The sequence below is a fragment of the Gardnerella sialicivorans subsp. sialicivorans genome (genome assembly GCF_056746795.1).
This window is the reverse complement of the sequence record NZ_JBWPXA010000001.1, coordinates 117,245-131,018: the sequence shown is the minus strand read 5'-3', so window position 1 is coordinate 131,018 and position 13,774 is coordinate 117,245. Positions and strand designations below refer to the sequence as shown.

The window sequence follows — 13,774 nt, the reverse complement described above, 5'->3', positions numbered from 1 at the left end:
ATGCGTTTGTATCAAAAAACACCGAAATCCAGTACAAACACACTACATAAACAAAAGCCTCGCTCGGCAAAAGACCAAACGAGGCTTATGAGTAGCTATAAGCACTAGTAAAGCTAATCAGTCAGCAGTAAAGCACCAGCCAAGCTAATTAGCTTACAGCCAAGCATTAATCGCGATTAGCGTGCTTTGCGCGCATGCGACGAGTTACAAATGCTCCGCCGATTGCAGCAATCATAGTTGCCATCAATCCAGTAGTCGCAACGTTTGCACCAGTCGCAATGCCTGCATTCCCGCGAGAACGCATGCCCTTTATAACGCGGCTGCGAACAGCTGCACGCACTTTTGCGGCATTGGCTTGAGCGTCAGCAAGAGCCTTGCGTGCATCCGCAAGCTTAGCAGCAGCAGCGTCAACTTGCTCTTGAGTTGCATGCGGATCGGCAGCAACGCGCTTAGCTTGCGCCAAAGCTTCGTCTAGCGTGGCAGCAGCCTGCTTAACAGCAGCATCCGCCTGCTTTACAGATGAATTATTCTCAACAGCAGAATTCACAGCAGCAGAATTTGCGCCATTAGCATTATTAGCGTTAGCAGCATTGGCGTTTGCGTTGGAAGCATTGTTATTAGCAGTGTTGTTGTTACCTGCATTACCAACGTTTGCGCCAGAGTTTGCAGCATTACCAGCGTTGTTAGTACCAGCATTACCGTTGCCAGCATTGCCAGGCTGCAAATCAGACTCAGCACTATCAATCTGAATGTTCAACTCGCCCTTATCCACAGTAGTAGGCGCGTTATCATTCACACCATAACCTGCTTCAGAACCAGAACCAGTATTGCCAGTTCCAGCACCAGGAGTTGGAAGTGGGTTTGGAGTTGGCTTCAAATCATGCTCAGCCTTCTTCAAATCCTCAACAGCCTGATTTACCTGATCCTGAGTTGCATTCGGATTATTGTTCACTTCGTTAGCGTGATCCAAAGCGTGATCATAAGCCTGCTTCTTATCCGAAGGAGCATTCGTATAATCATCAGACTTCTTCACATCACCGCTACCATTAATGCCCTGCTGCAAGTGAGACTTATCAACAGAAGGAGTTGGGGTCGGTTCTGTCTTCTTACCATCCAACGCAGTCTTAGCAGTAGTAATAGCCTGAACAGCGTTAGCAACATCATCAGCCGTAGCACCAGTCTTGGCTAACACGTTTTGACCATCACTAATAGCCTTATCATAAGCACCCTGCTTATCAGCATCAGCATACTTATACGCGTCAGAATCCTTCACCTGCACAGCAGCATCAACAAGATCCTTCAAACCACTCTTATCAACAGAAGGAGTCGGGGTCGGTTCTGTCTTCTTACCATCAAGAGCCTTGCGAGCATTCACTAAGTTAGCAAGAGCAGCACCGATTGCATTCTGCTGAACTGCAGCCGTAGCACCAAGTTGAGTTACTTTATTTGCATCCTTAGCATTGTCAAGAGCAGCCTTTGCATCTTCAAGAGCTTTGTCGAATGCTTCCTTCACATTCTTCGTTGCATTCTTGTATACAGGCTTTTCCTTCAAATCAACATCAGCCTTGTACTCTTTTTGCAAGTCGTCAGTGTATAAACCAACACCCTTAACAGAGCTATCAAGCGCTTGCATAGCTTTAAGCAAATCGTTGTACAAAGCGTTAGCACCGTCAGCGTTAATATTGTCGCTGTCTGCGCCTTTAACCTTATCTAGTTGAGTGTTTGCAGCATTCAAAGCAGCATCGAAAGCATCCTTCTTAGCTTTATCAGCAGAAGAATACTTTTTATCTTTATCATCTTTCTTAAGCGCGTCCGCACTCGTAGCAAGATCAGCCAGACGCTTCATCACACCGTTCAAGTTCAATGCTTGGTCAAGAGCATCATCGATGTCATCCTTGCCAGTAGGCTTTCCAGCTTCATCAACATGATCAGAGGCATCAGTGCTATCAAGAAGATCCTTATAATACTGCTTTTGAGCCTTGTTCAAATACTCAAGCGCAGCAATCTGCTTCTTAGCATCCTCAATCTTTTGAGCTTTCAAGTAACGATTAGCAATACCGGTTGGATCACCAAGCATAGTTGCAGCTTCGATGTCCTTAATAGCCTTCTGCTTTTCAGCATCTGGAAGATCACTACCGTTAATACGCTTCTTCTGAGCTTCCTTTTCTTTATTAAGTTCAGAATTTTGATCGTTGGTGATACTAGAAGTATCGCGCTTGCCCTTGGCGTTTTCAACTGCTGTATTAGCTGCCGTAAGTGCAGTATTCACTTTGTTAAGAGCGCCCGTGATATCAGAAGGCTTGGTTGCAGAGTCAACTGTAGTCTTTGCAGTTTCAATGGCAGTAGTTGCAGCAGTATAATCTTTTGTTGCATTTTTCTTCTGCTCTTCAGTCAACGCATTATATGCTGCATCAAGCTCTGCTTTCTTAGCTTCAAGCTTCGCAATACCAGCATTCTTGGCATTCTGCTCGTTACTTGTATTCTGTAGCTTTGCTTTTGCAAGAGCCTTATTAATACTATCAGCTGTAGCATTAGTAGCCTTTAGAGCATCTTCCAAATCGGTAAGCGTTTGATCCTTAACAGAAGTTCCACCAAGCAACTCATGCAAGGCTACATCATCAGCATGAGTAGTCGCGGCGTTGTTCTTATCGTCACCAGTACCGTGATCAAGGAAGTAAAGCTGTGCTCCTTCAACTTCCTTCTTAGCGGTATTAAGTTCGCTGAGTTTCTTGGCTTCATCAACAACGCTATTCACGCCGTCTTTGCCATCAACGCTAGTTGCTTTATCGACCTTACCCTTAAGAGTATTCTTTTCATCATCACTCAAATTAGGAAGCTTGCTGATAATATCCTTAGCAGCTTCTTTAGCAGCATCGAGCTTCTGCTGGTTCTCAGCATCAGTACCATTCTGATTGCCGCTTATTTCGTTACTAACTGTTGGATTTGTAGATTTTGCGTTTTCAGCAGCTTTCTTTGCAGCTTCATTCAAAATCTCTTGAATCTGCTCAGCATTAGTTGCTACATCAATACGATTATCAAAACCTTCCTTATCTTTCTTAGTCAGATTTGGATTATGATCGATAGTTTCCTTAGCTTGCTTTCTCATCTCATTAAGCTCATTGTCGCTAAGCTTTGGAGTTTCTTCCTTCTTCTTGTAGCTAATAGCAACAGTGAAAAGCTGAGTAGCCTTGGCATCCTTAAATACCATTGACTTATAATCATCAGTATCACCAGTCTTACTGGAAGTAACTGACTTGATATTATCGTCAGCAATATCCATGTCAATAGTGCCAGACTTTGAAGTTAAATCAGTAGGTAAAGTTGTAGTGACATCATTAGCATGGAAATTGTCGCTTTTATCGTAGTTAGCTTTTACGAACGCTTCCACAGCCTTCTCGAAATCTTCTTTAGTAGGATTCTTTGGATCCTTAACCACAACGTCACCAATAGAATTGTACGTACGATCAGCATGCTTTGCTTCACTCAGCTTCTTAATAAGATCACGAAGCTTTCCAGCATCAGTCATCTCATCAATAGCTTTATCAGTTATTTTATCTTTATCCAAACCAGCTCTTGTAAAGTCAGATTTAGTAAGATCTTTCTTTTCCTTCAAAAGCTGCTTAGCAAGAGCCTTCAGCTGATCAATGGTGTTGTCTTTATTGTTATTCTTCTTGATGTAAATATCTTCGCTATTAATAAGTATCGATAGCGTCGTCTCGTGATCGTTAGGATCATCTTTATCCTTCGCAGGTGTAGGATCATAATTAATTGTAATGTCTCCCAAATGAGAAACCATTACGTCTACAATATGACCATCTCCACTACCACCATAAGGAGTCATTGATTGGTCTTTTGCAGTTAAACCAGAATCCTCAATTGTGATAGTGTTACTACTACCGTCGTACTTTATTTCAGGAACTTTACCGTCGTAATTCAACGTAATGAACTGCTTAAGAGCCTGTTTCCCCTCTTCTAGCGTTGGAGAATCACCAGCAATGTTAATATGAGGAATTTTATATTTATATCCTTCCTTAGTCTCTTCATTTTTTTGCGTAGGATTCTGTGTACCAGTTCCAGTTGACTGCTTCTTATAGAAGATGCCGATTGGATACTTTCTATCTTCATATCCTTTAGCTTTAAAAGTTACAGTGCCAGTTGCAATATCAATCTTTGCAGAAGTAAGAGTTACAGTCTTATTACTATCACTTGCATCCTTAGCTGTTAAAGCTTGCAATGAAGCTTCAAGGTTGGTAAGTTGCTTCTGATCAATTGTTGCAGTCTTATCAAATGGATCGAAAGTTACTTCCGCAGGTGTTGCTGGTAAATCAACCGTAAACTCTTTGGTAGTTTGCTTTTGCTCAGTCTTTTGAGATTGCGTCTGCTTCTTCTTCAAGAACTGCCAAGCAGGAATGGTAGTTTGTGAACCATCTGCCCAAGTAATTACAGCATTGTTCTTGTCATCAAACGTTACAGGAGACGTATTCTTGTTATGCTTTTTAGCATCTTGATAAACAGGGAAACTATTATTTGCTTCATCAAATGCCGACGCAATAGCAGTCTTTTGATCTTTAGTTAATGCCTGAGATGGGTCATCTACTTCCGTAGGAACTGGAACGCGATACGGCGCCCAATCGGCGATAGTTGCGCCTTGATACACCAAATCAGACGCAGGAATTTCAAGCGTTGAACCATCTTCGTAAGTCACAACAAGGTTCTTGCCGTCTGCATCAAAAGCAATAGCATTATTCTTAGCAAGATGCATGCTAAATTCGCTACTATCAGGGTTAGCCTTCTTAAACGCAGCAATAACAGTCTTCTTGTCCTCATCGGTCAACTTAGACGGCTTCACTACAGGCGTACGAGCTGGAAGCGTTGGCTTGTACTTGTCTTTATCGGTTTCGTTCTTTAATACCAATAAGCTAGCTGGCATAACGCGCTTAGTGCCGTCTGTAAAAGTAATAGTCGCATTACCTTTAGTATCAACGCTAACGCCGTTTTCTGCTACCAGCTGATCAAATAAGTTTGGATTTTTTGTATCCGCACTCTTATTAGCACCATTAATAGCAGTTTTTACTGCTTCCTGTTCATTACTATCAAGCTTTTCAAGATCCTTTACAGGCGTCGGCTTAGGATATTTCAATTCCAAATGATCCGCAATCTTTGGCGCACGCATCGTGGTACCTGCAACGTAACGCCAATTGCCAACACCACGGTAAATACCTGCAACAAACAACAGCGGCTTCTGATCGCGCTGCTTCCAAGCATCATCCGTCATTTCTGCCACATACGACATTTCGTAGTAGCGTTGACCAGCAGACTCCCAGTCAGCAAAAATACCCTGGAGACCGTTAGCATTACCGTCCTTATAAATATCCCACTGACCTTTGGTATTACCAGAATTATCGTAATCTTTCTCATTCTTAGTAATACCGACCATGCGCTGCCAACCCTTGCCATCGATGGTCTGATCGTCACCAGAGTAATAATCGCGCGAAACACTGTGTTTCCACTGATCTATGTTGTTATACGTGTGGTCACTTGCTACAACATAGCCTTTTCTTAAAGCTTTACTAAGCTTTTTAGCGCCAGGAGTATCTGGGCTAGAAGCCTCCTGAGTTCCTCGCTCATTCCTTACCAAGCGAATTTGGGAAATCGTATCTGTTTTCAAACCTTTTGGCACACCAAACCACCAAGTTGGTCTTAAAGCCCACTTATCTGGTTCTTTCTTTGAATCCTCAGGATTATTAGAAGTATATTCAACGCGCACAAACTTACCAAGCGGATCAACACCATCGTTTTCACCTTTAAGCGCGTCAGCCTTAGTTTTATAATATGTTACTTTAATCAGCAAACGATCTTTACTGTAATCAGCGTCAGCTCTGTAGCCGTAATAAACGCGAGCACCGTCACCACTTACATAACCATCAGCATAGGCAGGAGAAACGAATACCCCCCCCCCCAAGCAACATTGATCCAGCAAGCATAGCAGCGCACACGCTCTTTGAAAGAACTGGACGAGAATCAACCCCAACACCAGTGTTAACACCAGAATAAACGCCAGAATAGTGCTTAACTACACGAATCTTCTTAGACATACTCTTACTCCATTATCTTATTCTTTGGATTAATGTGCCAATCCGACCACAAAATCCACACAATAACGCAAGGTATATTTTACTAATTGTTTTATACAATTTAAGATTGATTCGTATGATGACTTTTATGTAATTAGCACGCGCAACCCACAAAAATCTCGGTGATGAAAGCTACGCAATTGTTAAAGTACGTAAGAGGGCTGGGTGATTCTACGTTCGCTTGTTACGCTCTAAGCGCGAAGGCAGGTCGGAGAACAAGTGAGGTAGAGATTCGAGATTTTTCGCAGCGGATGAAGCGAACCTCAGCATGAAATGGTGATTCGCTGAAGCAGCAAGAAAAATCGAGAATCTCGGTGATGAAAGATACACAAAAGTTCTAGATATTCAGAAGGTTTGATGTATTTCTCTACGAGCAATAAAAGAGGAGCGTAGCGACGGGACTTGCGAGGAGAGAAATACTCAAACCTCGCGCAATACCAAGTAAGAAAACCGCGCGCTACGCTCTAAGCACTCAGGCAGATTCAGACGCAGACTTCGCCTCTGGCAAATCATCCCATCTGCCAACAAACTTCTTGTAGGCATCCTGGTCAATAACAACGTCTAACTCGCCAATCCAAGTGAAAGGATCATTCGCTCTGCAGAATCCATTCTTAAAGAAGTAAAGGCCTTCGTCCATGCTAAGCGAATAAGTTCCGCCCATGTTGAACCACTTTAAGCCAAGCTCCTTAGTGCGCAGAATCAAATTCCAAATGCACGTATAGCCTGGAGCAACCTTTCCGTGCATAGTCTGAGTTGCGCCGTAAATGTACCACAAAGTGTCTTTGTACGGGAACGAAAGCATGCTTGCAACTGGCTCGCCTTCGTACTCGCAAGTGCAAATCTCAATCTGTGGGAAGGCAGCAAGCAAGCGCTCAAAGTATTCAAATGGCCTATATTTAATGCCGTGCCTGTTGGCCATAATTTTTGTAAGCTCGTAGAAGGTTTTCAAGTCTTCTTCCGACCTACTCCAGCGAGTTGCAACACCAGCCTTAATGCCAGCACGAATATGCCTTCTTGTAAGCGTGCTAAAACCAGCCATAAGCTCTTCTTCGGTTTTGCCTTCAACCTTAAGCATAATCTCGTGAAGCGGGTTGGAGTAAGACTTAGGGTGGAATCCCTGGCCTCTAAACGTGTAGCCAGCTGCCCTATACTTTTCTATAAGAGCCTCGTCGGTTTGAACGCAAGGGTCCATTCTAAGCAAAAATGCGTTGTACTTTTCAAAAAGTGGCTTTGCTTCGTTGATTAGCTTTTTAGTGGTTTCAACGTCGTAAAAGTCGCAAACTGGGCCTCTAGGAGCGTAAAACAGCGTTTTATCGTCTACAGCCTTAATGCCAAGAATAGACACTGCAGCAGTAATCTTGCCGTTTTCTTCCAGATAAACGTATTCGCTAGACCAGTTGTTTTTAACCTTTGCCCATGCCATGTCTTGCATTGCATTAGTGTACGGAGAATTTTTTACAAAGTCCTCGTATTCCTTAACTTTAGCAGAATCATTTTTATCTAGTATTGGCATTTGCACTCCTTTTTTAGCTCAATACACGATTTTAGCGCGACTACCGTTTAAGATATTGCCTTTAGCGTTTTACAAGACGATTTATGCGATTTACACGATTTATACGACTTGCGATTTATACGATTTACGATTTACGATTTGCGAGTAGAAGCTTGCGACTAGCGACTTGCGATTAGCCTCCAGCCGCAACAACCCACAACTTCTAACGCGTAAGCTTTCTGTGCAAGCGATGTGGTCGAGCAGCTTCCTCACCAAGGCGCGCAATCTTGTTTTCCTCGTACGCTTGGAAGTTGCCTTCAAACCAGTACCAATTTGCAGGATTCTCGTCGGTGCCTTCCCAAGCAAGAATATGCGTTGCAACGCGGTCAAGGAACCATCTATCGTGGCTCACCACCACAGCGCATCCTGGGAAGTCAAGCAAAGCGTTCTCTAAGCTTTCAAGAGTCTCAACATCTAAATCGTTAGTAGGCTCATCAAGCAGCAGCAAGTTGCCGCCCTGCTTAAGAGTCAAAGCCAAATTCAAGCGGTTACGCTCTCCGCCAGAAAGCACGCCCGTAAGCTTTTGCTGATCCGAACCCTTAAAACCAAAGCTTGCAACGTATGCGCGAGTAGGAATCTCAACGCCTGCAACCTCAATAAAATCAAGTCCACCCGAAACAGCTTCCCACAGATTCTTATTTGGATCCAAGCCTGCGCGATTCTGATCTACGTACGAAATCTTAACAGTGTCTCCAACTGTAAGCTCGCCGCTAGAAAGTGGCTCCAAACCAACAATCGTCTTGAAAAGCGTAGACTTACCAACACCATTCGGGCCAATCACGCCAACAATGCCATTACGAGGCAACGTAAACGACAAGTCGTCGATTAACACGCGATCGCCAAAAGCCTTGTGAATATGCTTCGCTTCCAAAACTTGCGATCCCAAGCGTGGACCTGCTGGAATTTGAATCTCCGAAAAATCAAGCTTCTTGGAATTGCGTGCCTCTTGCTCCATTTGGTCATAACGCTCCAAACGAGCCTTATTCTTAGCCTGACGCGCCTTAGGCGAGCTACGAACCCAATCAAGCTCATTCTTCAAACGCTTAGCAAGCTTTGCATCTTTAGCGCCCTGAATCTCCATACGCTTGGCCTTGGTCTCCAAGTAAGTGGTGTAATTGCCCTTGTATGGGTAAAGCTGACCGCGGTCCACCTCGCAAATCCACTCTGCAACATTGTCCATAAAGTAGCGATCGTGGGTAACAGCAATAACAGCACCCTCGTACTTATGCAAGAACTGTTCAAGCCAAAGAATCGACTCCGCATCCAAATGGTTCGTAGGCTCATCCAAAAGCAACAAATCAGGAGCTTCAAGAAGAAGCTTGCACAATGCCACTCGACGCCTCTCGCCACCCGAGCACACGGAAACAGGCGAATCAGGATCTGGGCATTGCAAAGCGTCCATCGCCTGCTCAAGCTGAGAATCCAAATCCCAACCGTTAGCTGCATCAATCTCCGTTTGCAACTTGCCCATTTCTTCCATCAATGCATCAAAGTCGGCATCTGGATTTGCCATCTCTTCGCCGATTTTGTTGAATCGATCAACCTTTTGAGCAATCTCGCCAAAAGCCATCTTAATGTTTTCACCAACGGTTTTAGTCTCATCCAGCGGCGGCTCCTGTTGCAAAATGCCAACAGTGTAGCCTGGCGTAATCGAAGCTTCGCCGTTTGAAACATTTTCCAATCCAGCCATAATCTTTAGCAACGTTGATTTACCCATGCCATTAGGGCCAACAACGCCAATTTTTGCGCCCGGCAAGAAGCTTAAGGTAACGTCGTCTAGAATTACGCGATCTCCGTAAGACTTGCGTGCCTTAATCATTTGGTAAATAAATTCAGCCAAAGTAATACCTTTCTTAAAATTGTTAAACCGCTATTTTGATTGCTATTTTGATTGCCACTAAGCGCCGTTAGTTGCCATTAGTCGCAGCTAACCGCCATTAAACTGCCGCCGCCTGCTTCGCTCGATCCGCAGAATCGCCAGCCGAATCTGCTCCATCTTCTGGAGGAATCTGACACATCCATTCTCCAACAATGCCAATAATCATGTCTATAATGCACACAATTCCAGCAATAACGCATTCGCGAATAACGTTGGAATAAAGCGGAATATCCGCATGCGGCCAGCAAACAAAAATCTGACCTGCATACCAGCCCGTTAAAATAGCGCCAGCCATTCCAAGCGATTTTGCAAGCATGAGTGCCGAGACTGCCATTTGCATGTTAAAAGGCTTGCGATCTTTTGGCTTAGAAGTAGCGTATTGATGCGTTTGCCAAGCAAGAACAAACGTTACTATTCCGCCGATTATCATAACAGCCAAAACAATCCAAGGAGCGCCCGAAAGCGATATTGCGCTCGATTCTGTAACCGACACCAAAAACGCGCCGAATACAAATCCAAACAACAGTCCAAGCGCAAAATACCACCAAGGCGTACGATAAGCTTTCATCAGCACTCCCCAATAATCCAGCGCTCAGAATAAATGCCAACTTGCGAAGCATCTTGCAAAAGCGCAAGTTTGTAAGAGACTGGCTCTCCATCAATTGCAGCGTCTGGCTCAACTTGCATCCACGGCTCCAATTGCGCGGCGCTTAAGTGCAAAGGATTGCTTGAATCCATTGACTTTGTAGACGCGCTATCTAAGCCGTATTCCCTGGTTCCAACAACGTTTAATTGCAAATCCAAAGAGCTGGTAGAATCGGCAAAATTTTGATCGCGCTGCATTTGCTCGATTCTTTGCGCGAATTCCTGATTGCTCATTGTTGTAGACGCCACTACAACCGCGAAAAAATCTTCACCGTTTGCATTGCTTGCCTGGTAAAGCGCCGAAACGCCTTCGACTTGAGTTACGCTATGCGAATCTTTATGCTCAAGTCCGCTTAACACGTTTAGCATTGCGTGCATTGTTGAATCGCTTTTTTTGCCTTGCATAGAAACCACTGCAGTTGTTTGCATTGGGCTATTTAGGGCATTTGTAGCATTTGCGACATTTGCAACATTTGAGTTATAGGAAGATTTTTGCGATTCTTGCGACTCGGCGGTTGCTTGCGATTCGCTAGTTGCTGGCAAATCGCCAGTTGCTTGCGATTCTTGCACCGCAACACCAGCCTTAGAATCCGCCTTAGAATCCGAATCCTTAGTACTCTTCTCTAAACTCGCACCTGAAACATTCCTCTTTAAGCTTTCAGGAATCTCTACAGGAGGAATCGGCGAATCTGGGCGATCCGCATTAGAAAGCCACAAATCGCGCTCTGGCGCCTTACGAATCTTAGAGAAGATTTGCTCAAGTTCCTTCTCGTTAAGCGTCTCCTTAACAAGAAGCTTGCTAACAAGCTCATCCAAAATATCGCGATTATTGTTAATAATCTGCCAAGCCTCGGTATGAGCTGTTTCAATAAGCTTATGAACTTCTTCGTCAATCACTTCCGCAGTCTTATTAGAGAACTTACGCGATTGCAAAGAATCCAAAGAACCAGAAGAATCCTGATCTGCATCCATCCACTTTACGGCACCAAGCTTAGACGAGAAGCCATATTCAACAACCATCTTGCGAGCGATTGCCGTAGCCTTCTCAATATCGTTAGAAGCGCCAGTAGTTGGATCGTGGAACACAACCTCTTCCGCAGTGCGGCCGCCCATAGCATACGCCATTTGATCGAGCAGCTGATTTCGCGACTGAGAATAGCGGTCGCTAGTTGGCATAACAGCCGTGTATCCAAGAGCGCGTCCGCGAGGCAAAATCGTAACCTTAGTAACAGGATCCGTGTGATGCAAAGCAGCAGCAACAAGCGCGTGACCACCTTCGTGATAAGCCGTGTTGCGCAACTCATCCAAAGCCATGCCCTTAGACTTCTTTCTAGGGCCAGCCTGAACGCGGTCAATCGCCTCGTCAATAGCACGATTATCGATAAGCTGAGCACCAGAACGAGCGCAAAGCAAAGCCGCCTCATTAAGCACATTAGCCAAATCTGCGCCTGTAAATCCAGGAGTTCGAACAGCAACCATATGAAGATCCACGTCTGGAACAAAAGGCTTGCCCTTAGCATGAACCTTAAGAATCGCCTCGCGACCTTCCAAATCTGGAGCTTCCACAGCCACCTGGCGATCAAATCGTCCTGGTCGCAAAAGCGCAGAATCAAGCACATCTGGTCGGTTTGTAGCGGCAATAATAATCAAATTAGTGTCGTTATCAAAGCCATCCATCTCTACAAGCAGCTGATTAAGCGTTTGCTCACGCTCATCATGGCCGCCAGTCATACCACTTCCGCGGCGGCGACCAACAGCGTCAATCTCATCAATAAAGATGATTGCTGGAGCGTTCTTTTTAGCCTCGTCAAACAGCTCGCGCACGCGAGAAGCGCCAAGACCAACGAACATCTCAACAAAGTCCGATCCAGCCATTGCGTAGAACGGAACGCCAGCTTCGCCTGCAATTGCACGCGCAAGAAGAGTTTTACCAGTTCCTGGAGGGCCGTAAAGCAGCACGCCGCGCGGAATGCGCGCGCCCAAAGCCTTGTAGCGAGAAGGATCCTTAAGGAATTCCTTAATCTCCTCAACTTCTTCTACTGCAGACTGCTCTCCTGCAACATCCGCAAACTTAGTTTTAGGAGTCTGACCTTCCAAAAGCTTTCCGCGACCGCGGCCGCCACCCATGCCAAGCATTCCGCCGCCTGCGCTTGCCATTCTGCCAAACATGAACCAAACAAGTCCAAGCAGAATCAAAATCGGCAGCATAGACGTAATCAAGTACGAGAAAATGCTAGAAGTTTGTATGCTAACAGTCCAACCGTTTGTTGGCTTAGCCTTTTGAATCTTTTGCACAACTGTCTTGCTTTGAGCAATCGTGTAGTAGAACTGAACGTCTTTTCCGTAATCGTGCTTTTGCTTATCTCGCTTATCTAACTTAACGTACTTATTGTTTAGAGTAAGCTTAACAAGCTGCTTATTGTCTATAACTTCAACGTAATTTGCACTACGATTATCGAGCAACTCTAGGCCGTCTTGAGTGTCGATTGTTTGCGAACCATTATGCACAAACATTTGGAATGCAGCTACAGAAAGCAAAACTAAAATAACAATCCAAGTCCAAGGCGACTTAAAGAATTTACGATTGGAATCGGAATTATTGCCATCCTTTGGATTGGCGTTATTCTGATTTCCATTATTCTTATTACGATTCTTGTTCTTATTCTTATTTGAATTGTTTCCGAAATTAGGAGGCAAGAACGGATTGTTGCCGTTTCCTCCCATAGGACTTTTCATAGGTCCACCCATAGGTCCGCGAGGCGACATTGGAGAAGCGCCCATACAATCAGACTCCTTTCAGGATTCTAACTAACAACACTCGTCTAAACACGTAATCACTAATCGCAAGCAACCAAAGCGCAATCGCTGTAATCGCTGTAATTAATCCCTTTAATTAATTGCTAAATAAATAGCATGTAATCAATCAAGATTACTCAATTGCAACCATCTAATCAAGACTCATACACAGAAGGCTTAAGAACCGCAATAGAATTAAGATTCCTGTACTTTTCGTCGTAATCCATGCCAAAACCGACCACAAACGCGTCTGGAATCTCAAAGCCAGTGTACGCAATATCTACTTCCACTTCTCGGCGAGCTGGCTTTGTTAAAAGCGCAAACACCTTTACACTTGCGGCTCCCCTGCCCTTAAGCTCCCTAACAAGCCAGTCCAGAGTCTTGCCCGAATCAACAATATCTTCTACAATCAGCACATCTCGGCCGCGAACATCTGTAGTTAAGTCCTCGCGAACCGTAATTTGGCCGCTGGTCTTAGTACCACTGCCGTAGCTAGAAAGACTCATAAAGTCCATCGGCGCGTTAAGGCTAAGCTCCTGCGAGAAAACAGCAAGCGTGTTTACAGCGCCTTTAAGCACGGCAACAAGCAAAATATCGCGGTTTTCGTAGTCTTTGCTAACTTGAGCGGCAACCTCGCGAATGCGCTTCATAAGCTCTTCGTGGCTGATTAATTCGTAATCAATATCATCTCTTATATCTGCAACTTGCATGCTAACTATAATTACATAAGAGAATGACGGACGTGTTACAACTTACGCATTAGGATTT

At 44.5% G+C, this 13,774-nt stretch carries 7 protein-coding genes; all 7 read right to left on the bottom strand.

Going from position 1 to position 13,774, the window contains the following annotated elements; all coding sequences use genetic code 11:
• Window positions 1-166 precede the first annotated feature (166 nt).
• Window positions 167-5,962, bottom strand: coding sequence for a MiiA motif-containing surface protein (locus AC1EKB_RS00410; protein ID WP_481248519.1), 5,796 nt, complete (start codon window positions 5,960-5,962; stop codon window positions 167-169).
• Complete coding sequence (locus AC1EKB_RS00405) at window positions 5,925-6,095, bottom strand: hypothetical protein (protein WP_481248518.1); 171 nt, start codon at window positions 6,093-6,095, stop codon at window positions 5,925-5,927. The genes AC1EKB_RS00410 and AC1EKB_RS00405 overlap by 38 nt, the downstream gene beginning before the upstream one ends.
• Window positions 6,096-6,606: 511 nt before the next feature.
• Complete coding sequence (locus AC1EKB_RS00400) at window positions 6,607-7,647, bottom strand: lipid II:glycine glycyltransferase FemX (RefSeq protein WP_415694668.1); 1,041 nt, start codon at window positions 7,645-7,647, stop codon at window positions 6,607-6,609.
• 202 nt (window positions 7,648-7,849) lie between these two features.
• The gene (ettA, locus tag AC1EKB_RS00395) at window positions 7,850-9,526 is read right to left on the bottom strand and encodes an energy-dependent translational throttle protein EttA (protein ID WP_415701747.1); all 1,677 of its coding nucleotides are present in this window, start codon (window positions 9,524-9,526) and stop codon (window positions 7,850-7,852) included.
• A gap of 97 nt (window positions 9,527-9,623) precedes the next feature.
• Window positions 9,624-10,133, bottom strand: a complete 510-nt coding sequence (locus AC1EKB_RS00390) for a DUF3180 domain-containing protein (RefSeq protein ID WP_481248517.1) — start codon at window positions 10,131-10,133, stop codon at window positions 9,624-9,626.
• The gene (gene ftsH / locus AC1EKB_RS00385) at window positions 10,133-12,991 is read right to left on the bottom strand and encodes an ATP-dependent zinc metalloprotease FtsH (protein ID WP_481248516.1); all 2,859 of its coding nucleotides are present in this window, start codon (window positions 12,989-12,991) and stop codon (window positions 10,133-10,135) included. The genes AC1EKB_RS00390 and ftsH overlap by 1 nt, the downstream gene beginning before the upstream one ends.
• 170 nt (window positions 12,992-13,161) lie before the next feature.
• Window positions 13,162-13,716, bottom strand: coding sequence for a hypoxanthine phosphoribosyltransferase (hpt, locus tag AC1EKB_RS00380; RefSeq protein WP_016636126.1), 555 nt, complete (start codon window positions 13,714-13,716; stop codon window positions 13,162-13,164).
• Between the last annotated feature and the right edge of the window lie 58 nt (window positions 13,717-13,774).

Bases quoted from the DNA above. Each gene is read 5' to 3' on its own strand.
- AC1EKB_RS00405 (WP_481248518.1), bottom strand. From the start codon at position 6,095: ATGTCTAAGAAGATTCGTGTAGTTAAGCACTATTCTGGCGTTTATTCT.
- AC1EKB_RS00400 (WP_415694668.1), bottom strand. From the start codon at position 7,647: ATGCCAATACTAGATAAAAATGATTCTGCTAAAGTTAAGGAATACGAG.
- AC1EKB_RS00390 (WP_481248517.1), bottom strand. From the start codon at position 10,133: ATGAAAGCTTATCGTACGCCTTGGTGGTATTTTGCGCTTGGACTGTTG.
- ftsH (WP_481248516.1), bottom strand. From the start codon at position 12,991: ATGGGCGCTTCTCCAATGTCGCCTCGCGGACCTATGGGTGGACCTATG.
- hpt (WP_016636126.1), bottom strand. From the start codon at position 13,716: ATGCAAGTTGCAGATATAAGAGATGATATTGATTACGAATTAATCAGC.